The 21153-nt window shown below is 34.2% G+C and carries 21 protein-coding genes; 4 read left to right on the top strand and 17 right to left on the bottom strand.

What is annotated here, in order from left to right; genetic code table 11:
• Window positions 1-48: 48 nt before the first annotated feature.
• The 10 genes from DN393_RS03420 to DN393_RS03375 form a co-directional block, all read right to left on the bottom strand.
• Complete coding sequence (locus tag DN393_RS03420; RefSeq protein ID WP_064474147.1) at window positions 49-519, bottom strand: MarR family transcriptional regulator; 471 nt, start codon at window positions 517-519, stop codon at window positions 49-51.
• Between the two features lie 185 nt (window positions 520-704).
• Complete coding sequence (locus DN393_RS03415; RefSeq protein ID WP_064474146.1) at window positions 705-1817, bottom strand: RNA-guided endonuclease TnpB family protein; 1113 nt, start codon at window positions 1815-1817, stop codon at window positions 705-707.
• A gap of 449 nt (window positions 1818-2266) precedes the next feature.
• Window positions 2267-3268: a bifunctional threonine ammonia-lyase/L-serine ammonia-lyase TdcB gene (gene tdcB / locus DN393_RS03410; protein WP_064474145.1), complete on the bottom strand. Its 1002-nt coding sequence runs from the start codon at window positions 3266-3268 to the stop codon at window positions 2267-2269.
• Between the two features lie 86 nt (window positions 3269-3354).
• Complete coding sequence (locus DN393_RS03405) at window positions 3355-4938, bottom strand: aminotransferase class V-fold PLP-dependent enzyme (protein ID WP_088048198.1); 1584 nt, start codon at window positions 4936-4938, stop codon at window positions 3355-3357.
• 69 nt (window positions 4939-5007) lie between these two features.
• Window positions 5008-5556, bottom strand: coding sequence for a glycerol-3-phosphate 1-O-acyltransferase PlsY (gene plsY / locus DN393_RS03400; protein ID WP_064474143.1), 549 nt, complete (start codon window positions 5554-5556; stop codon window positions 5008-5010).
• 134 nt (window positions 5557-5690) lie between these two features.
• On the bottom strand, window positions 5691-6590 hold the full coding sequence (locus DN393_RS03395; protein ID WP_064474142.1) for a BadF/BadG/BcrA/BcrD ATPase family protein: 900 nt from the start codon (window positions 6588-6590) through the stop codon (window positions 5691-5693).
• A gap of 9 nt (window positions 6591-6599) precedes the next feature.
• Window positions 6600-7757, bottom strand: a complete 1158-nt coding sequence (gene anmK / locus DN393_RS03390) for an anhydro-N-acetylmuramic acid kinase AnmK (protein ID WP_064474164.1) — start codon at window positions 7755-7757, stop codon at window positions 6600-6602.
• 22 nt (window positions 7758-7779) lie between these two features.
• The gene (locus tag DN393_RS03385) at window positions 7780-8046 is read right to left on the bottom strand and encodes a hypothetical protein (RefSeq protein ID WP_016126936.1); all 267 of its coding nucleotides are present in this window, start codon (window positions 8044-8046) and stop codon (window positions 7780-7782) included.
• Window positions 8047-8123: 77 nt separating this feature from the next.
• Window positions 8124-9407 carry a PTS sugar transporter subunit IIC gene (locus DN393_RS03380; protein ID WP_001032306.1) on the bottom strand — a complete coding sequence of 428 codons (1284 nt, stop codon included), beginning with the start codon at window positions 9405-9407 and terminating at the stop codon, window positions 8124-8126.
• 11 nt (window positions 9408-9418) lie between these two features.
• Window positions 9419-9724, bottom strand: a complete 306-nt coding sequence (locus tag DN393_RS03375) for a PTS sugar transporter subunit IIB (RefSeq protein WP_064474141.1) — start codon at window positions 9722-9724, stop codon at window positions 9419-9421.
• 226 nt (window positions 9725-9950) lie between these two features.
• Between DN393_RS03375 and DN393_RS03370 the strand changes: the two genes are divergently transcribed.
• Window positions 9951-11510: a glycoside hydrolase family 10-like protein gene (locus DN393_RS03370; protein WP_088048199.1), complete on the top strand. Its 1560-nt coding sequence runs from the start codon at window positions 9951-9953 to the stop codon at window positions 11508-11510.
• Window positions 11511-11564: 54 nt separating this feature from the next.
• Here the strand turns inward: DN393_RS03370 and DN393_RS03365 are convergent, their stop codons facing one another.
• The 3 genes from DN393_RS03365 to DN393_RS03355 form a co-directional block, all read right to left on the bottom strand.
• Window positions 11565-12398 carry a DUF3974 domain-containing protein gene (locus DN393_RS03365; protein WP_064474139.1) on the bottom strand — a complete coding sequence of 278 codons (834 nt, stop codon included), beginning with the start codon at window positions 12396-12398 and terminating at the stop codon, window positions 11565-11567.
• Between the two features lie 24 nt (window positions 12399-12422).
• Entirely contained in the window at window positions 12423-13535 is a 1113-nt protein-coding gene (locus tag DN393_RS03360; protein ID WP_000137410.1) for a toxic anion resistance protein, read from the bottom strand.
• 314 nt (window positions 13536-13849) lie between these two features.
• Entirely contained in the window at window positions 13850-14434 is a 585-nt protein-coding gene (locus DN393_RS03355; protein WP_000380142.1) for an O-methyltransferase, read from the bottom strand.
• A gap of 311 nt (window positions 14435-14745) precedes the next feature.
• On the opposite strand from DN393_RS03355, the gene DN393_RS31360 reads away from it, so the two are divergent.
• Entirely contained in the window at window positions 14746-14904 is a 159-nt protein-coding gene (locus DN393_RS31360) for a hypothetical protein (protein WP_001100983.1), read from the top strand.
• Window positions 14905-14939: 35 nt separating this feature from the next.
• Here DN393_RS31360 and DN393_RS03350 read toward each other — a convergent pair whose 3' ends face one another.
• The 3 genes from DN393_RS03350 to DN393_RS03340 all read right to left on the bottom strand — a co-directional run bounded on the left by DN393_RS03350 (window position 14940) and on the right by DN393_RS03340 (window position 17497).
• Window positions 14940-15809 (bottom strand): sigma-70 family RNA polymerase sigma factor, encoded by an 870-nt coding sequence (locus DN393_RS03350; protein WP_064474138.1) that lies wholly within the window; start codon window positions 15807-15809, stop codon window positions 14940-14942.
• Window positions 15787-17097, bottom strand: coding sequence for a phytoene desaturase family protein (locus DN393_RS03345; protein ID WP_149173315.1), 1311 nt, complete (start codon window positions 17095-17097; stop codon window positions 15787-15789). The genes DN393_RS03350 and DN393_RS03345 overlap by 23 nt, the downstream gene beginning before the upstream one ends.
• A 94-nt stretch (window positions 17098-17191) precedes the next feature.
• Entirely contained in the window at window positions 17192-17497 is a 306-nt protein-coding gene (locus DN393_RS03340) for a luciferase domain-containing protein (protein ID WP_002035104.1), read from the bottom strand.
• A gap of 205 nt (window positions 17498-17702) precedes the next feature.
• Here DN393_RS03340 and DN393_RS03335 point away from each other — a divergent pair, with 205 nt between their 5' ends.
• Together DN393_RS03335 and DN393_RS03330 are read left to right on the top strand one after the other, a co-directional pair.
• Entirely contained in the window at window positions 17703-19091 is a 1389-nt protein-coding gene (locus DN393_RS03335; protein ID WP_149173314.1) for an HD domain-containing protein, read from the top strand.
• A 280-nt stretch (window positions 19092-19371) separates the two neighbouring features.
• Window positions 19372-20004 carry a cupin domain-containing protein gene (locus DN393_RS03330; protein ID WP_064474135.1) on the top strand — a complete coding sequence of 211 codons (633 nt, stop codon included), beginning with the start codon at window positions 19372-19374 and terminating at the stop codon, window positions 20002-20004.
• A gap of 578 nt (window positions 20005-20582) precedes the next feature.
• Here the strand turns inward: DN393_RS03330 and DN393_RS32355 are convergent.
• A complete protein-coding gene (locus tag DN393_RS32355; protein ID WP_370458082.1) occupies window positions 20583-21062 on the bottom strand; it encodes an exosporium glycoprotein BclB-related protein in 480 nt (159 codons plus the stop codon).
• Window positions 21063-21153 lie beyond the last annotated feature (91 nt).

Genomic DNA, 21153 nt, shown 5'->3' with positions numbered 1-21153 from the left:
TAGGCTACCTTTTTATTATTTAAATATATCTCGCATTAACAGGCAAATTTACGACTTAATATGTATACCTTGTTTCTTTATTTCTGCATCCAAATGCCTACTATACTTTTCCACGAAGTTAATTATACTGTCGAATTCTGCCTCGGTTACTTGCTCAAATACAGCTTTATCCCGCTGTTGAAACTCATTGTGCAACTCCTCGTGAATTTTATATATTTCTTTCCCTTGTTCAGTAAGCCTAAAATAGATTTCTTTTTTATTCTCTGATTTCTGGTAACTTTCGATAAGGCCTTTGTTTATGAGCTTCTTAGTCATTCTACTTATTGCACCGCGAGTCACATAAAAAGCCTCTGCAAGTTGTGTCACGTTAGAATCGGAATTGTTTTCAATGTATTCAATACAATGTACTTCAGAAGACTTAAAACCTTTAAGACCTTCTTCCATTTTATCCTTATTAAGCCAAACCATCTTATTATATAATTCCCTGAAACCGTTCATGACCTGTTCTTCCTTATTCATGGTCTATCCTCCTAACAGCTCATTCATACGTTAAAACCATTATAGTGAACTACCCACCACTTAGTATCTCTTACGAGCTTACCCCGAGTGGGGGCTTCTCGGTTCATCGCTACTTTTGATAGCTAACGAATTTGTCTTAAGACAGCCGAGCAAACTCCCTTGTTCCAAAGGTTATTTCTTACGTTTTATATCAATGCGAATAACCGCATGGCTTCTTTTTTGATATTGATAGCTGCGTTATAGTCACGACTGATTGTTAGTCCACACGAACACGCATACGTACGTTCAGATAGTGACATTTCTTTTTTGTTTCCACAACGACTACACATCTTTGTAGAAGGAAACCATTTATCTATTTTCACAAGCTGTTTTCCTTGTTCTTGTAGCTTATATGCTAAAAATGTCGTTAACATCCCCCAGTCGTTATCAGCTACACTCTTACCAAAGCGAAGTGCTCGTGACATTCCTTTCATATGTAAATCTTCGATTGCTACAACGTCAAAATGAGTAGCCAATTCTTTAGACTTGTGATGAAGGAAATTCTTACGTTGATTTGCGACCTTTTCATGCAACTTCGCTACACGAATGCGTTGTTTATTCCAGCGTACCGAATCTTTCACACGTCTGGCTAATACTCGTTGTTCCTTCGCTAATTTGTCTAACATCTGATGATAAAAGCGAGGATAATTGGCTTTCTCATCTTCGCTACTCACATATAATTCAGCCATTGCGAAGTCTAATCCAACTACATTTTGTACTTCTTTTTGTACAATCTCTTTTTCATATTCAGTCAAGATGGACACATAGTATTTACCAGTAGGTGTCATCGAGATCGTACACGATTTGATGATATGACTTGGCGGTATCTCCCTATGTTGCTTCAGTTTCACCATTTTCAATTTCGGTAATTTGATATAACCATGAAATAACATAATATTTCCGTTTACGCGATTCGTTGTATAAGATTTTCTACTCTTTCTACTTTTGAATGTAGGAAAATCACTTTGACCACTAAAAAAGTTCTTATACGCAGTTTGCAAGTTTAATTGCGCGTTAGCCAATGCTAAGGAATCGACCTCTTTCAGCCATTCATACTCCACTTTGTATTTCGCAGGAGTAGGGAATTTTTGTTTCTTCAGCTCTTCCTTGTTCTCATTATATGTTTCGTATATTTCTTTCCGCTCAGCCAGCATTTTATTATACACAAAGCGTACACATCCGAACGTTTTACGTATGAGATGTGCTTGTTCTTCTGTAGGATACAGACGAAATTTGTACGCCTTATTCTGCTTTATCATTTCCATTCACCTCAGTTTTCGCTTCATTTCCCATAAGCTATGAAGGTGATTATACAACCTGAACATTACATTATTATTATCTACTTTCATTGTTATACCAAACTTTACCTCTTATAAGAATGATTATATCAGAGGCGAAAAAAATAGGAAAACCAAATGTTTGGCTACGCCAAATCGAAATTCATCCCCCACCTACCGCTAGACTTTCGTCTTTCACACGCTTGAGGAAGGAGGCTTCTTTCGGATAATACGTTAAATTTCTGTTTCCGTTTCGACAATATTGATATAATTATTTGAGTTATCTATGAAAGTAGACGATAAAATATAATAATTCACTATACGGAAAATAAAGCATGTATATTATAATATGCCCTACACGGTAAACAAAAAGTAAGATCTAAGATTAGTTGTCTTAGCTCTTCTTCCATAAAATTTATGTTTTTTAAATACTATTTCACTTCATTGGCTACAAAAAATTGCTCACAAACACTGGAAATGCGCTGCAGGTCTACGTTTCCACCAGATATAACCGCGACTACCTTTTTCCCTTTAATATATGGATCCACTTTCCCTGCAAGTAGAGCAGCAGTAGCTAATGCGCCAGCCCCTTCTACAACAGCTTTACCGCGTTGTAATAAGTCTTTCATCGCTACTTCTAATTCACCTTCTGATACAGTTACAATATCATCTACTAATTCTTTTACTACTTCAAAAGTTAAATCGCCTGGTATTTTAACTGCGCAACCATCTGCTATAGTAGGTGCCTCATAATGCTCTACAATCGTACCTTTGTCATAAGATGCCTTCATCCCATGAACATTGTCTGCTTGGACACCAATAATATTAATGGATGGATTAAAAGATTTTAATGCAACAGCAATACCAGAAATAATTCCACCTCCGCCAATTGGTACAATGACAGTATCTACATCCCACATATCATCAAGAATATCTAATCCTATTGTACCTTGACCAGCCATTACTTCTATATCGTCATATGGATGTAAGTATGTTTCACCTGTTTCCTTAATAATCTCCTCACATTTTGCCTTCGCATCATCAAAAGTTTCACCGTATAAAATCACTTCTGATCCATATCCTCTAGTTGCTTCAACTTTCGCCTGAGGGGCAGAAATTGGCATCACAATTTTACTCTTAATACCAAGTAAATGAGCAGATAAAGCAACTCCTTGCGCATGATTACCAGCGGAACAAGCAATTACTCCTCTCTCTTTTTCTTGATCTGTCAACTGTGACATTTTATTAAACGCACCACGAAATTTAAAAGAACCGGTTAATTGCATATTTTCTAATTTCAAGTGAATTTCTCCACCTGTTTTACTAGTCAAATAAAAAGATTTTACTAGTGGCGTTTTACGAGCATTTCTGTCTAAAATGGTTTGGGCTTTTTTAATATCATCTATATGTAACGGTAGTTTTTTAGTTATCATACTAACACCTCTTCCAATGGTCTATTCCTAAGTTTTCGTATGTAGCAACTCCTTTATACGAAACCATCTATATTAAGAAAAAGTCTTTATATATGTACCCCACTCTGTAATACACACATTTGCAAACAATTTAACATCCTCTTCATATCGCGTTCTTTATAATCATTTAAACATGCAATTTGGACCCAATTATTTTTTTGTAAATAAGATGACTCATAATGAACAATGTATCCTTGTAACGCTAACGCATCGCCAATCGCCTTAGAAGACTGATTTTCATTTAATTGAATGGTAACTATAATTGGCGCGGCATGTTCTTTAGGTGAAACAAGATTTAGACCCATATTAGTAATAGCTTGTTCAATATATGCATACGTCTCGTTTATTTTTTCAAATGCTTTTGCATCTTCAAATCTCTTTAATGCTTCTTGCAGTGCATAAATTAAATTCCATGAATGAGAATATGGAATACTTTCATTTTCTTCGTACATACCAACGTCCATATAGGCCGGTAATGTCTCGTTTACTTTCACATTATGATTATAAAAAACGAAAGATAATCCAGTAAACGATTTAATTGCCTTTCCGCTAACACCGCTTGCAAAATATACATCCTTCAAGTCTATCGGTATTGCTCCAATCGAACTGATACAATCTACACATAGCTTCACATTATACTTTTTACTTAAAACATTTAGCTCGTCTAAATCATTTAACATTCCGGTTGATGTTTCATGGTGAACAAACCAAAGCCATTCATAATTGCCAGTTCCCATTATTTTTTCTAATTCGGTATAAATAAACGGTTCTCCCATTTCTTTTTTATACGTATCAAAATGTAATTGCGCGCGTGCTGCATGTCCAACTAATCTATTACCAAATTCCCCATTTGTTAATACTAGTCCTTTCCCTTTTAAAGAACGTAACTGTAAAGCAATGGCATCATTTGCTAACGTCCCTGTTCCTAACATAAGTTGTACATGCTTTGCTTTTGTCATGTGAAGTAACCGTTTTTTCACATTGTCCATCGTCACGTGAAATGACTTAGAACGATGCGAAATAGGCTTAGTAGAAAATGCCTTTCGAACATTTTCTTCAATATCTACTGGACCAGGTAAAAACGTATATTCTTTCGTCATAATTCCCCCAACACTCGATGCTTCAAACATAGCAGGGGTAACATACATTGGCTGGAAGGCTGCTTCTTCTGTACCAACTAACATATGGAAAGATTTGAATCCCATTTGCTCATATAAAGGTAGTTCACGTGTTGTAGCAGAAATGAGTGCCAATTCATATCCATTTAGGAGCAAATAACGATGTAAAAAGCGAATTAAACCTAACAACGCTCTTCCATTTCTATATTCACGTTCTACTGAAAGTAAACGAATTTCATATACGTTTTCTCCATGTTTTTGCAAATAATAATCTAGATTTGGAATTTTATTATCTAACGAGAATGGTCGTTTTCCTCGCAATGTAACCATACCTACTAACTTATCGTCATCTAAACAAATTAAATATGTATTTTCTTCATGGAAACGATCTATACGAACACGCTCTTTCGTTTCTTCATGTTGCGGAATTTCTTCTACAAATGTTTTATAATTCAACTTATGTATACTTTCAAATTCCCAAGCTTGATCAGCAACTTTATAAATTAGCCCCATGTTGTATCTCCTTTATGTATTTAATAAAAATTATAAGTGGAGATTAACTCCACTTATAAAAAGTTCATTTCATTCTCGATTTACATATAAAATAAGTACAATGATAAGTGCACTTAAAATAGTCGTAACAATAGAGTAAGAATACAAAATCATGCAAATTGGTAAACAAGCGATGGTAATTAGTCCTGGCTTAGTAAATCCTTTAAAGATAAAATAAAATATAATGAAAACAGCAACAAGGGTAAGCGCTATCAAATAATCAAATGCAATTAATCCTCCAATAAATGTTGAAATGCCTTTTCCACCCTTGCCTTTAAATAAAATCGGGTAAATATGTCCAAGTAAAACAGCCAGTAAAGCTAACATTACAAATGTAGAATCTTCAAAAAGGGATTTTGCAATAGAAATTACGATTGCCCCTTTGATCGCATCACCTAAAAATGTAGCGATGAAATACCCTTTTCCATATACCCGCCCCATATTTCTTGCGCCAGGATTACCGCTTCCTTCCTGACGAATATCAACATTATGTTTCCATTTCGTCACTATATAAGCGGTCAATATGTTTCCAAATAAATAAGAAGCCACCAAATACAAAAATTGCATACTATTAATCATGTAATCATTCACTTTCTACATGGGAGTACTTATACAATATTCAATGACTATGTATATTGTACTTTTCTTACTTTACATCCCTTTATACATTTTAACATCATATTTTTACAAATCATACAAAAATTCTCATACAGCTATTTATTAAAATATAAATTCTTCATTAAGTAATAGGTTCCTTTCACTGCTAGTTCTGATGGTGATACAAATATAACTTCTCCCATACTTTTCTCGCAGCATTTCTTAAATTCAGCATATATTTCAGGAACGAAACGTAATATACTGCCACTTACTGCAATTGGAATTGATAAATCAAACTGCATCTTATTGTAAATATTCACCGTAATTCTCGTTAATTCCGTAGCCGCTTGCACCATAATTTCACGTGCGTCATCATTCCCATTTCTCGCTTCCTCAATAATGAATGGTGCGATTGCTGCAACTTTATCTTTTGATGAACTATAAACTAGTCTTTTTATATGAGACGACGTCAAAAGTTGAAACTCATCTTGAATCCTTAAGCTTAATGGGCAAAGTGCAACGCCTTGATCAAATTGATTTGCCATTCTCTTTAAACATTGTAATGCAATCCAATATCCACTTCCTTCATCTCCTAAAATATGTCCCCATCCCCCACTATACTCGTACACTTCCCTTTTCTTTCCTATACAAATCGCACCTGTACCGCCAATTGTTAAAATTCCATCCTTTCCTTTTAAAGCAGCTGCATGAGCAATCATTGCGTCATTAAAAACTTCAATTTGTGTTCCATACTTCTTTTTTAGACGTAATGTTAATTCATTTGTATTTGCTCCGCTTGCACCCGCTAATCCTAAACAAATACAAACGCAATGCCCATTTAATAAACCTTCTTGACATTGATCAATCGCTTCCATAATATGAAAAAGTGCTTCTTCAAAATCTATTAATATATTTCCAAAACCACTCGTAGCCCTTTCAAGTTCACTTCCGTCTTGATCAAATGCAATTGCTTCTGTCTTTGTTCCCCCGCCGTCTACTCCAATCATATATTTCATATGTTCGCCTCATTCTCTTCGAATTGGAGGGAATGTTATATTCCCTAAAACTACAGATTGCTTTGCACCTGTTGCACTTGGCACATTACTCGGATTACGATGATACGTTTCGTTTGCTAAAATGGCAAAGGCGATTGCTTCTTTCGCCTCTGAAGAATAGCCTATATCTTCTTGAATGAATATGGCGCATTTTTCATCCTTCAATCCATACCGTATCATTTCAACAAGTGTACGATTATAACTGCCACCACCGCCTAAAATCACCTCATCGATTTCATAATACGGCAGAATAAACTCCTTATATTGATGAACAATTGAACTTGCTGTAAACATCGTGACAGTCGTCACTATATTTTCTTTACTATGCTTTTCATACCGCTTCAATAACTCACTGACAAATTCTTCTCCAAACTGTTCTCTACCAGTTGATTTTGGTGGATTCATTTTCAAAAATGGATGGTTCATACAATATGTCAAAATTTCATCTACAACTACTCCCTGTTTTGCAATTTTACCATTTTGATCATATGACAACTGAAATAGCCTTTGACACATTTCATCAATTACCATATTACCTGGACCAGTATCAAAAGCTATAACGTTCTTATCACTTAGGTGACTTGGTATTACGGTAACATTACCGATCCCGCCAATATTTTGTAGTAGTCTATTTTTAGTTGGATGACGATACAAAATAACCTCTGAATATGGTACAAGTGGTGCACCTTGTCCCCCTGCTGCGATATCCATCGCTCGAAAATTAGAAATAACCGTCGTATTCGTTTCATATGCTATAACTGCTGGTTCTCCAATTTGCAATGTGGAAGGAATCATATTACCATCTTGCTTTGGCTGATGATAAATCGTTTGTCCGTGAGAACCAATTACATCTAATTGTCCCAAAGGAAAATTGGCCTCTTTACAAACTTCCTTTACAGCATTGGCGAAGCATAAACCGAGTTTAAAATTTAAACTGCATATGAGTTGTACATTTGAATTTTCTATTGATAATGCCTGCTGGATCTCATTTTTCATATCATTACTAAATGGCACAGTAGTAAAATGGATGAGTTCAACTTTAGAACCTACACCGCTTCCTTCTATATGAACGAGTGCTACATCTATTCCATCTAATGAAGTACCGGACATAATCCCTGCAATATACATAGCATGCATGACCTCCCCTTTACTAAAAAACAATCATGTAAGTTACAAACGTACAACCGATCGAAAATAATATAAATCTATAAAATAACTGAGCTTTTGATGCAAACGATCCATCAATAAAAGAAACAACTACTGTAAGCAAAATACTTGCCGCAATGCTTGTAACGAGCCATATACTATGCATTTGTGATAGATGTAGCATTCTTAATAAAGGTACGAAAAGGAAATTCGCACATATCACTCCAAATAGTAATAAAAATACACCTTTATAACTAAATTTTATATTCATTCCATTTCACCCTCTCTGGACTTCATGTGAAAGAAGTGATAGACAAAATGCCTATCACTCAAAATAAAATATAAAACTTACGGATTAACAGATTCCCCATCACCATTTTTCTCAATTTCAAGCATGTTTTTGTCGTACATTTTAAAGAATGGTAAATAAATAAGGAATGATATTGTTATGTTTATAAATACGAGTACAATCGCTCTCCAATCCCCACCTGTTGCTAAATATGCACCAATTGGAGCTGGTAATGTCCATGGAGGCATTATATGTGTTGGTGTAACAAACCCCATCGCGGTTGCTGAGTATGCAATAGTTGCTGTTACTAGTGGTGTAATGATAAATGGGATAATTAATATTGGGTTTAGTACAATTGGCAATCCAAAAATAACAGGTTCATTAATATTAAAAATACCAGGCACAATACAAGTTCTTGATAATGCTTTCGAATATTTTGATCGACCAAATACAATCATAGCTAATACAAGTCCTAACGTCGCACCAGAACCACCAATCCATATAAACCATTGGTATAATGGTTCTGGTGAAATGAATGGTAACTGATTTGCGCCACTAGCAACTGCTTCACCATTTTTCCCTAAATATACTTCCCATAATGGCCGGGCAACAGTTCCAACAACCGACACACCATGTATTCCGAATGACCAAAAAAATGTAATTAAAAATACTGGAATGATTACACCGAAGTAACTATCACCAGCTTTTACTAACGGTGCCGCTAATTTATCAACTACATGATGTAAATCAATACTAAAAACGACAGTTACTAAACTCATTAAAATAATAACGAATGCAGCAGGTATAAGTGCTTCAAACGAACGTGAAACAGACGGCGGTACTTGTTCTGGCATTTTAATCATTACATTTTTCGTCTTACAAAATCTTAAAATCTCAACTGATAAAATAGAAACAATCATTGTCACGAATAATCCATGACCTCCGAGATTTGTCATCGGAAGCATAAACCCTTTTTTATCAATTAATTCAGGCGTTAATGTTAATAGTAATGAACATACTGCAAGCTGTGCTCCTGATAAAGCATCTAGCTTATAACTTTTCGCTAAATTATACCCTATTCCAAATGCTATATATAAAGACATAATAAACATCGTTAAACGATATGGTATTAATATACTTGTTTGATTTTTTAATGCCCAAACAGATATGAAACTATCTTTCGGTAATGGTGGAAATGCTACGATTAAAAAGAAACTTCCTACAATAATAAATGGTAACGCTGAAATAACTCCATCACGGATTGCTTGTAAATGCCTCTGTTCAGAAAGCCTTGCCATCGGTCCAGATAAGTTTCTATCAAGAAACGTGACAAATTTATTCATAACGCTTCCCCCTAACTAATTAAATCATTTACAGTTTTTAATAAAGTCGGTCCGCCAAGCGGCGTGTATGCTTGTGGCGGTATGATACCGCACGGGATAGATTCCTCTTCTGCGAATTTTTTAACAGAGTCAAATCTATGTCTTACTTGAGGTGCAACCATTACAACGTCCCAGCCATTCTTTACTTCTTCCTCTATCTCACTTGTTCCAATGGCATAGACTTCCATGTTTACACCTTTTTTCTCCGCCTCTTTTTTTAAAGCGTTTACAACAATTGCACTGGACATCCCTCCAGAACAAACGAATAAAACCTTCATTTATTAATCCTCCTATACTTATAAATTATCCCCTTCGGATGAAAGGAAGTTTCACTTTACTAACAAGCATATGAAGAAGTAAAAGAATTTAGTTATATTGAAAGTAAATTTCAGTAAAAATATTTTTCCTATTAAATTAATGTTTCAATATTTATTTTTCTCAATTGTAAGTACAACCTCACCTCGGATATCATATTAGCTAACCATATAATAGGGAGGCGTATAAATAATCATGAAACGTTTATTAGTGATATGTTGTATCGGCATCTTTTTTATTCCTTTCTCTTTCATTTCTCCTCACTCTACTTACGCTGAAGTAAATACTACGTATAAAAAACACGAATTACGTGCTGTATGGATTGCATCTGTACTTAATATTGACTGGCCCTCAAAAACTGGCTTACCTATCGCAAATCAAAAACAAGAGTTTATTAGATTATTAGACGATGTAAAAAACACTGGTATGAATGCAGTTGTTGTACAAATAAAACCAACCGCTGATGCTTTTTACCCTTCCAATTACGGTCCTTGGTCTGAATACATTACAGGTACACAAGGAAAAGATCCTGGATACGACCCGCTCGCATTTATGATTGAAGAAGCACATAAAAGAAATATAGAATTCCACGCATGGATTAATCCATACCGAATAACGATGAATCACACTGATATAAATCGGTTATCGGATAACCACCCTGCAAAACAGCATCCGGATTGGGTTGTACCTTATGGAGGAAAGTTATATTACAACCCTGGTATTCCAGAAGTGAAAAAATTTATTACAGAAGGCGCTTTAGAAATCGTACAAAATTACGATATTGATGCACTGCATATGGATGATTATTTTTATCCATATAAAGTAGCGGGTGAACAATTCCCCGATCAAAAAACGTTCGAAACGTATAATAATGGTAGATTTACAAATATAGAAGATTGGCGACGTGACAATGTAAATGAACTTGTCAAAGGTTTAAATACTGCTATAAAACAAGAAAAATCATACGTAAAGTTTGGCATAAGTCCGTTCGGCGTATGGCGAAATATAGCTGACGATCCAACTGGCTCTAACACAACTGCAGGTCAAAGAAACTATGATGACCTTTATGCCGATACACGTGAATGGATACAAAAAGGATATATTGACTACATTACACCACAAATTTATTGGAATATTGGTTTCACACCAGCTGCATATGACATATTAGTAGATTGGTGGGTAAAAGAAACAAATAATAAACCGATTCACCTATACATCGGTCAGGCGGCCTATAAAATTAATAATAATTCTGTCCCAGCTTGGTCTAATCCTGAAGAATATCCAAGACAAATTGCATTAAACCGGTTATATCCTGAAATAAAAGGTAGTATGCATTTTAGCTTAAAAGATATTAATAACAATCCAATAGGGGTTAAAGATAGACTCGCAAAAGACATATATAAACATCCTGCATTAATCCCATCTATGCCTTGGCTTGATCATGATCCACCAAAACAACCGACTTTAAAAGGGGCCATTCCAAGAGAAGAAGGTATTGCTGTAGGTATCATTGATGATAGAGAGAATGATTCTGCTTATTACGCCATTTACCGTGTGAATGGAAAAAATGAAGTGGATATAGAAAATCCGAAACATTTACTTACTACTGTAAGAAAAACAAAACTTGGAGAAATTTATGTAGATAAAACAGCTATTTCTGGAGAAACATATACGTATGTAGTAACTGCAGTTGATCGATTGCATAATGAAAGTGTTGCATCTAGTCATACTACCGTTAAAGCAAAATAACAACTAATAAAAAACGCCTTAAAAGCTAAGAACTATAGCTTTAAGGCGCTTTTTTTATTTATTCTTAAATTTCTCAGTCGCTGCTCTCATCTTCACATTCAAATCGTGATCAATCGAGTCACGAATATCTCGCTCGACTACTTCCATTTCTTTTTGGAAATTTTGCAAGTAGATTTTTAATTCTTCTTCTTTTTCTGGTCGTTGTGAAGGTGGTAATTGTACGACTAACGATAGCATCGCTGTTAAATCTTTCATTAAGAATGTTTCAAGTTTATGTTGTTGTTCAAACATACGCTGCTCCTGATAATACGGCAAGGCATTTAATACTGAAATTGTAATTTCATCAACCGTTCTTTGTAATGAAGGGTTTATTGAGCGTTTATACGCTTGAATTGTATTTAATGCATCTGGATATCGATCATAAAAATACAATTTATAAAACGATAAGTCTGTCGGTTTTACTGTTTGCTGCGTTTCTTGTCTTAAAAAATCTTTTACTTTCATCGCCGCTACATCAATATCTTCATTTGTAAGTTTTTTCGTTGTTTTTGCCATTACATGTACTTTTTTCTGTTTTTCTTTCGGTAACATTGAGAATACTTGCTCTCTCGTACGTTGACCCGATGCACAGAAAAGCGTGTTTAATGTATATTGTTCTTTCTTTCCTTCCGTACGAATCCAGCGATAAAAAAGTGGATGTTGTGTAAATTCTTGTAGAAACGGCAAAGATTTATTCGATAACTTATCTAAAGAATCGTGTGCCCTTTTATATGGTTTCGTCCATGAAAAAAACAGTTTGCGTCCGAAATATACAACTAAAACAACGACAGTAAATGCGATTAAAAGCAATGTACCCAATAGTACTAATACTGTTTGAATGAAACTCATTTTTTCACCTCCTCTAAAAGTCTGTTATTTCCTTGGACGCTGAATGAGTTTTTGTTTCATTTCATCATTAAATGTGTCTAGTTCAATAACAAACTTCTTACTTGACTCTATAATACGTTCTGATGATTTCTCAGAAGCTTCAATCGCAGCAAATACGTTTTGGAATGATTCGCGTAATTTATCCATGCTAATTGCAGGATTTTCAAGTAGTTTTGTTGTTTCTTCTGTATTTTGTTTTAATGCTTGTGAGTTACTTAATACCATTGATTCAATTGCTTCATTTGTCGCATTCACTGCATCAATTGTTTTACGTTGATTTGTTAGGGCTAACTGGATAGCAGCTGAAACTGTTACAACGTTTTGCGTCATCGTAATTGCATTACGAATTGCCTCTGTTAACTTTTCATTATTTTTTTTAATAATGTCTACAGATGCGATAGATTGTAATAGTACACTTTTCGCTTGCTGCATATTTCGTGTACGTACTAGAATTTTTTCTAATGCATCATTAATTAATGGAATATCTCTTTGACGTTCTGGATTTTGTTTCTCAGCTTCCAGCATACCAGCGAGTTTTCTTCCTAAGTATACTTGTTTATCCAGAGCGTGAATTTTATCGTGCGATTGTTCTTTAAGCATCTCAAGGCCAACTGTATCTTCTTGTAAGTTGTCACGACCAATTAGAAGGGATCTTATAATCTCTTCAATTTGTTTATCTATAGATTGATATTTATGCACGTATGTTTCAAGTGGATTTTTCTTGAATACTTTAAACATAATTTTCTTCATACCACTTGCTTTTAATGAATTCGGATCAAGCTCTGATACCACTTTGCGTAATTCTAACAATGTATTTGGAATTTCTTCATTCTTTCCATTCATCATCGCTGTTACAGGACGTTTTAATGCTGATAACGTTTGTCCTGCTGCTTGTTGCTCTTTATCCCCTAAATCTCCTAGCTGTGACAATACTTTTGATAAATCCGTATTTTGCTCGCTATTTAATTTTTGTACATAAAGATCAGCTTCTTTATTCAGTTCCTCTAATTCTTGATCTTTTATAACTGTATCTACTACTACTTCTACATTATTATCTTTCACAATGGATACAGGTTCTTTTTTCTCGAGTTCAGTCAACAAAATCGCTCCTTTATTTATATGTGCGAATTTATATGCACTATATTTCATCTATTATATCGTATTTCATATACATTCTAACTGCTTGAAATCGATTTTTTTAGAAATGCCTGTCTATGCAGTCATTCCCTGTTTCTTAGTATAAGTATACCTGTTCTCAACATTATTTTCCTCAGACTTAAGACCTAGAGAACAACATGCTGAAGGCGGATTCTTCGTATGTTACGTATATAAATTACGTCCTTCCCATCCTACTGTACTCAATCTTTTGACATACACCCTTCTTAAATGTGATAATTATATTACGCTTAATCCTAACTCTTCTTAAGCGCTACAAATGCTCCATTTTGAAATGCCAATAAGACCGTTTCAAACATTTCATCTTCTTCAATCATTTTTCTAAACTCGGCTAACTCACTTGCATGAGAGGTTGCATTATCAACAACAAGAAAACCCTTTGGTTGTAAAATGCGTTTTATATGCTCAAGCCACCACATGTATTGCGTACGCTCTGAATCTAGGAAAATAAAATCAAATGAGTGATCTAATTGTGCATCTAAAAATGCCCCTGCTTCTTGATTATGAACATCAATCCTTTGTAAAAGGTTTGCCTTTTCAAAATTGACAAGTGCCTCTCCAACTCGTTCTGAAGAAAGCTCTACAGTTGTTACATTTCCATTTGTTTCTTCTACCGCGTTAGCTAACCACAATGTAGAATAACCATTAGAAGTTCCGATTTCTAAAATGTTTTTTGCGCTACACCCTTTTACTAAAATCGATAAAAACTGCCCCATCTCACGAGTAATATTCCGTAATTTTTCTTCCCGTGTTTTTTTATTTCGATCATGCTCTTCTCCATATTGTTCAAGTTGAAATAATAATGAATCTAACGTATCCATTTTTTCATCGCCTTTCCAAAGCAATATGATGAAAAAGCTCTTGCTGCCCGTCTACTTTCATTATATGCGAAACAAAAACCTTTTTCCCGTTATATGACAAAGATTTGAATTTTTTTATAGCATATTGTTTCGTTTTTTGGTAAAGTTAATTTCTACGTGCAATTATTCCATTCATACTATTTTTAATTCGATTGCAGTTATTAAAAAATACAAACCCCAATTAAATGAATCGGTATTTCAAATTCAATTAAGCGCCCTTTCCGGACGCATTTTCTTTTGTTTATATATTTCTAGAAGAAAGGATGCTTACAATGAACGTGATTAGCTTAGATGCTGCTCGAAAGCGCAAACAACATAAAAAATTAATGATTACTATACCGATTATTTCACGTATTTATGAAGAAGACGGGGAAATTAAATTTGAGGTAGCCGGCGAAAAAGATGTACCTCTTGAAATGTTAGAGAAATAATAAAAAAGACGCACTTCTAAAGAAATGCGTCTTTTTTATACTATTATATTTAAGTGAATAAGTTTTTCCGGATTAACCATCATATAAATGTTTGCGATTTTTTCATTCTCAAATGTAAATGAAAGCACATAGGTCACTTTATTTTTCACTTTAACAAGAACACCTGGGGCGCCATTTACTATCTTATAATCAACATTGTATTCTCCCGGAAACTTCTTCCCAATTCCAAAGAATAAACGTATAATTCTATCTGCAGAATAGATTGGATGGATTGCAGTTGTAGCTTTACCACCACCATCAGCTTTTAATATCGCATCTGTTTTTAATACTTCTAACATGCCTTGCGCATCCCCACACTGCAATGATGATACAAATTTCTCCACATAGGCAGCCATTTTCTTCGTACTTAACTTTGACTGCTTCGGCTTATCTAAAATACTTTTTCGTGCACGTTGAAAGATTTTTCGGCAGTTCGCACTACTCTTATCTACAATTGAAGCGATTTCTCTGTAGTCATAACCGAAAACTTCTCTTAATATGAAAACAACTCTCTCTGCCTCAGACAATTGTTGTAAAAGTAATAAATATGCCGTAGAAATGGATTCTTTCATTACAAATGACTCTGATGGATCATCAGTCTCTTCCACAAATGGCTCTGGCAACCACATTCCAACATATACGTTCCGTTTATGTGCCGCCGAACGTAATTTATCAATTGAGCGATTTGTTACCATTTTACATAAATATGCTTTCATATTTTCTATAGATTGAACGTCCTCTATATTATTTAGCGAGATAAAAACGTCATGAACGATATCCTCAGCATCCATAACACTCCCAAGGATTCTATATGCTAACGAAAATAATAATGATTGATACGCTTCATATAATTGCTCCGTTTCCATGATGAATTGCCTCACCTTCGGATTGCTTTAATATGTGTAACGCTGCACGTTTTCCGCTTGCCACCGCAGCATCAGCTAATATTTCATCATGCCCAGCCCAATCTCCTGCAACATAAACACCTGGCATTCCAGGTATATTAGGGCCTGGTTTTTCAACACGGTCAATATGAGGAAAATCATATACTACCGTTATTTTCGGTAAATATTGCTGTGCAACAACTTCTCTTTTCCAATTCGGATGTAACAATTCCATCATATTTTCTAACTGTTCTTTCTCTTCTTGAATATGATTCAGTTCTAGTACAGGGTTATGGTATTTAATTAGACTCACTACAATTGATCCATCTTCACTTAATTTAGCTGCTCTCGATTGATTCGTGAAAAATATAGATTGATCTAATCCCAATGCAAAATGATGCAAAGGATTCGGTAATTGTTTTAAACCAATATCTAAAGCTGCCACGGTCACTTGTATAGATTGTTCACTCCATTTTTGCAAACTTGTTCCTTCTGTACCTTTTATAATTTTACATGCCTCTTTCGGTGGAGTTGTTACAATGACTGCACCTGCTTCAAATACTTCATCGTCAAAACAATGTATTCTTTGTTTTCCTTGACAATGCTCTATTTTCAAAACATGCTTTTTAGCCAGAAATTGTACACCACTATTATTCGCTATTCCTCTTAAATTTGTTATTATCGTCTCCCAACCACCATCTACATAAAGTACTCCTTCTTTCATAGAAAACTGTATTTGTTTTAGTACGGAAGATGCTAATTGTATTGTAGGAGCATACGTATATGTTGTTGTTCGACATAATGCATAAAATATATTTCGAACCATTGGATCTTTAATTTCATTTTCTGCCCATGTAGTTAGACTCATTTTTGGAACTTTTCCTACATCTAAATTTCCTAAATGAATCATAAGACGAGCAAACTGGACTTTTGCAGACCATGAAAGTAACGGTGTTGATAAAATAGAGCGAAAATCTGTTGGAATGGTATAAATATCCCCTTTCCATATTCCATGTGCTTTTGTAGATTGGATTCCACCTGGAAGATCTACTCCTAGCTCATTAAAAGTTATAAACGCTTCTCCACCTCTATATAAAGCATGTGCACCAAGATTCATACAAATGCCGTTTTTATTTATAGTCATCCCTCGACCACCGAAGTGACTGGACTTTTCTAATACAATAACCTTCCTTCCAGCTTTCGCTAAATATATAGATGCTGTTAATCCAGCAAGCCCACCACCAACAATTGCTATATCAAAATGTTTCATAATAAAATCCCTCCTTATCCGTTCTACATACAAGACGAACGATTAAGGAGGGATGTGACATGAAAATATATTTTTACTTATCTATTTTATTTCATTATTTTTTTATTCTGTCATATTGCATACGAAATAACTCAATTGCAAATGGAATATCCTCCTCACTCTTTATATAATAACTTATCCATCCTGATTCAGGTAATACGTGATGTGGTTTCACCAATCCTTGGCTCACTAATTCATCCCGCTTTACCTTTGGAAATGGTAAATCAACTAACTTATCGCCATGCAAATGACCAAGTTCTTTCTTACCATAATTTATTTCAATACCACCAAATCGATGCGGTTTTTCAGAAACACCTGCCCAGCCAAGTACTTCATTTCTAATCATTTCACTAAATGACATGAACCTTCACCCCTTATTAATGATTGATGTAATATTAAATTAACACGTTCATTACTTTTTTCCATCAATCCAAAGTATGAATGGATATACGAATATAGTTTAATCTCAATATCTTTATTTTTTTACACACTTAAAACAATTTCAAAGGGTATTTATTCTATTATATAGAATTATTATTAAAAATAAATTTAAGGGATGGATATATATGAGCACGGTATTATTACAAAAGGCAAATTATCTACGATCTGATGAATTAAAACTTTTGAAAAAAGCTATACATTTTGCAGAGAAAGCACATGATGGACAATACCGTCAAACTGGAGAACCATATATTATTCACCCTTTCGCGATTACAGAAATACTGCTAAATTATAAAGCTGACATTACAACATTGATTGCTGCTTTATTACACGATGTTGTAGAAGATACCGAATACTCTCTAGAAGAAATTGAATCACATTTTGGTGCGACTATTCAATATATTGTAAACGGATTAACAAAAGGAAAAAAACTACAAGATCAAAACAAAGTATTGTACGAAGCCATTAATTTTAAAAAATTACTAGTATCCTCTCAACAAGATATACGTGTTGGCATTATTAAAGTTATAGATCGCCTTCACAATATAAAAACATTGAGTGTTAAAAAAACCGCAAAACAAGTAGCTTATGCGAATGAAACATTAACACTATTTGCACCACTTGCAAAGCGATTAGGGTTATATACAATCCAGTATGAATTAGAAAATCTTGCTTTTCAATATCTACATAAAGGAAGATATACTGAAGTACATAAATTTTTAACCGAATATGTGCCACATCTTCAAAAAAATATAACTCATTTAAGAAAAGGGATACATTCTTTTTCTAATACAAACCTTTCATTTGAAATAAACTATGAGTTCCCCCCAGTATATACTACATACTCACAATTACAAGAAATACAAAATGTATCAGGTATTTCACAAATTTGTATTACAACTACAAGTGTACTAGATTGCTATAAAATTCTTGGAATAATATATCAATTATATAAACCAACTATAAACTATTTCGAGGATAATATAGCACTTGAAAATAGCCATTTTAATAACAACTTAAAAACTAAAGTCAATATGAATGATGCTGAACAAACAATTATCATTCAAACACAAATAGCAAAAACGTTGAAAGATAACGGGATTTTTTCTTTATTGAATGATAGAACTGCAAATATTCAAGCAATATCTTATAAAATAATGGATGATACAATTGTGAATAACAATTTATTAACTACAGATCCAATCACTTTCCGTAGTTTAGTATCGTATGAACTATTTGAAAATACTATTACAGCTTATACTACAGATTTACAACCAGTTTATTTACCTGATGGTGCTACAATCATTGATTTTTCTTTCTCTGCATTTCCAAAAATTGCACATAAGATGAAAAAAGCAAAAGTAAATGGGATCACTGTTCCACTTAAAACAAAGGTTTCTCATTTTGACATCATCGAAATACATTTTGATTTTAAACTAAACTTGGAATTAGATTGGCTCAATTATGCCAATACCGCTAAAGCACAATTAAATATTAAGCAAAAACTATCTTAAATAAAAGACGACTACCTTTCTAAATGGGAGTCGTCTTTTATCGTAATGAAACCATTTTTTCAAAATTGATGAAATAAATTTCTATATTCTTCAACCCTAACCCAACATCGATATTAACTGTTATATATCCGTATCAATATTAAAGTAAGTACAAAGTACAATCTATATTCTTTATGGGATATGTAAATTTATTAAGCTACGGAAAACGGCACATAACAAAGACTAGACACATATCCTAATTTTGTAACCTAACTTACCTATAGAAAGGCGGGTAATACAAATGACTTCTAATATCGACTACACTTCCCCCACAACTAATTTCACCCATGATTTAAGTAAAAGTAATTTTTTTAAGAAAAATGCCCAAAATTATATAAACGTACTTGGCATGAAACAATTAAATACGTTAGAAAATACTTCTTTATTAGATATCTATTTAAGTACAGGAAATGTTATAGAGCCGCATATTCATCAAAATGCAGCTGAACTTGTTTACTGTATTTCAGGATCTGCTGTTGTTTCCTTACTTAATCCTTTTACAAACCAAATATTAAACTTACCGATAAAACCAGGGCAAGTTGCCAACATTCCACAAGCGTGGTGGCATTATGAAATTGCTACAGCAGATGGTACTCATTTATTAGCTATTTTCGATGCCCCAACCCCAGAAGTTATTTTTGGTTCTGATATTTTAAGACTAACTCCCGCTAATATGATGGCCCATACTTACTGTCTCGATGAACAACAATGGAAACAAGCGATATCCCCTATTCAATCCACTACAGTAATTGGTCCCCCAGCAAACTGTAATCAAAACCGCGGCACGATAAACCCAACAACTCAGCCTCCTAATCCACAACAAAATTTATATTACCAAGATTCATACTATTTCCCTCTTTACTGGGGATATTAATTTATTTCATTAATAGACAATTTTTTATCTCCTCGGAAAATTCGTAGGAGATTTTTTATTGTATATCCACCATTCCTATTTTTTTCGTAACAATTAATAGAGTACATACATATAATATTTATATATTTAATTGGAGGTGATAGTACTATGAGTAATTATAACTATCGAAAAAACTACTCTAATAATAAAAATAGTAGTTCATCAGCATCCTCTCAGTCTTCGAATTCTCAATCTTCCAATTCCCAATCACAAAGAGATTTAGCCGAGCAAGGCTATGTAAAGAAAAAAGGATGTAACTGTAATAAAAACAAATAGTTTATTACTAATTTGAACTATAACATTTCAACGTTCACGATAAATACCTTACTTTCCTTGTATACCGTTTATGTAATGGATGAATTCTATTTTTAATAGAATTCATCTTTTTTATTTATAGGTAATTTTTTCAAATCATTTAACTTATTCCATAAATAATAAAGTATAAATCATACATTTTGATTTATCACCTATCTTCCCATAAAATATAGCCCTTCCTAATAAAATTAGGAAGGGCTATATACAGAATACATTACCACAAGTTATTCGATATTAATACCTGCACTTACAAATCCAGCAACTGCAGCTATTGGACTTGCTGCTGTTAATGAAACATATAACAGTATTTTATCTCCAGCAGCTACTGGAATAGCTTCAGGAATGATTCCCGATGCTGTAGCACCAATCGCTATTACAGCAAATGCTGGTGCTAATAATAAAGGTGCGCCCTGTACTGTAAACGTATTACTCGCTGCTGGTGCAGTTAATATTTGTATCTGCACTTGAACAGGTGATAATGGAGCTAATGCAGCTGTTGCACTAAAGAAACCTGCTAATGACGTAATAGTTCCTGCACGTGGTGCTACAAATGCATAATCACCTATACCTAACGCTAATGTGATACTTGTTCCACCCGTTAAAGCTATGCCAGGCTGACTAAATCCAAATCCAAGAAGAGTTCCTGTATTAGCTATTAATGCGTTAACTAACGCAGATGGTGTTGTACCTGAAGCGAATGGAATAATAGCTCCGCCACCTGTTGCTCCTGTTGCTCCTGTTAATCCTGTTGCTCCCGTTGCTCCTGTTGGACCTGTGTCTCCCGTCGGACCTGTT

The sequence above is a fragment of the Bacillus sp. BPN334 genome (assembly GCF_008368885.1).
Lineage (GTDB): Bacteria > Bacillota > Bacilli > Bacillales > Bacillaceae_G > Bacillus_A > Bacillus_A wiedmannii.
This window is presented reverse-complemented; position numbering and strand designations above follow the sequence as displayed.

Bases quoted from the DNA above. Each gene is read 5' to 3' on its own strand.
- DN393_RS03345 (WP_149173315.1), bottom strand. From the start codon at position 17,097: ATGAAACATTTTGATATAGCAATTGTTGGTGGTGGGCTTGCTGGATTA.
- DN393_RS03330 (WP_064474135.1), top strand. From the start codon at position 19,372: ATGACTTCTAATATCGACTACACTTCCCCCACAACTAATTTCACCCAT.
- DN393_RS03420 (WP_064474147.1), bottom strand. From the start codon at position 519: ATGAATAAGGAAGAACAGGTCATGAACGGTTTCAGGGAATTATATAAT.
- DN393_RS03385 (WP_016126936.1), bottom strand. From the start codon at position 8,046: ATGAATATAAAATTTAGTTATAAAGGTGTATTTTTATTACTATTTGGA.
- DN393_RS03340 (WP_002035104.1), bottom strand. From the start codon at position 17,497: ATGTCATTTAGTGAAATGATTAGAAATGAAGTACTTGGCTGGGCAGGT.
- DN393_RS03380 (WP_001032306.1), bottom strand. From the start codon at position 9,407: ATGAATAAATTTGTCACGTTTCTTGATAGAAACTTATCTGGACCGATG.
- tdcB (WP_064474145.1), bottom strand. From the start codon at position 3,268: ATGATAACTAAAAAACTACCGTTACATATAGATGATATTAAAAAAGCC.
- anmK (WP_064474164.1), bottom strand. From the start codon at position 7,757: ATGTATATTGCAGGGATTATGTCCGGTACTTCATTAGATGGAATAGAT.
- DN393_RS03375 (WP_064474141.1), bottom strand. From the start codon at position 9,724: ATGAAGGTTTTATTCGTTTGTTCTGGAGGGATGTCCAGTGCAATTGTT.
- DN393_RS03335 (WP_149173314.1), top strand. From the start codon at position 17,703: ATGAGCACGGTATTATTACAAAAGGCAAATTATCTACGATCTGATGAA.
- DN393_RS03355 (WP_000380142.1), bottom strand. From the start codon at position 14,434: ATGGATACGTTAGATTCATTATTATTTCAACTTGAACAATATGGAGAA.
- DN393_RS03350 (WP_064474138.1), bottom strand. From the start codon at position 15,809: ATGGAAACGGAGCAATTATATGAAGCGTATCAATCATTATTATTTTCG.
- DN393_RS31360 (WP_001100983.1), top strand. From the start codon at position 14,746: ATGAACGTGATTAGCTTAGATGCTGCTCGAAAGCGCAAACAACATAAA.
- DN393_RS03415 (WP_064474146.1), bottom strand. From the start codon at position 1,817: ATGATAAAGCAGAATAAGGCGTACAAATTTCGTCTGTATCCTACAGAA.
- DN393_RS03365 (WP_064474139.1), bottom strand. From the start codon at position 12,398: ATGAGTTTCATTCAAACAGTATTAGTACTATTGGGTACATTGCTTTTA.
- DN393_RS03395 (WP_064474142.1), bottom strand. From the start codon at position 6,590: ATGAAATATATGATTGGAGTAGACGGCGGGGGAACAAAGACAGAAGCA.
- plsY (WP_064474143.1), bottom strand. From the start codon at position 5,556: ATGATTAATAGTATGCAATTTTTGTATTTGGTGGCTTCTTATTTATTT.
- DN393_RS03405 (WP_088048198.1), bottom strand. From the start codon at position 4,938: ATGGGGCTAATTTATAAAGTTGCTGATCAAGCTTGGGAATTTGAAAGT.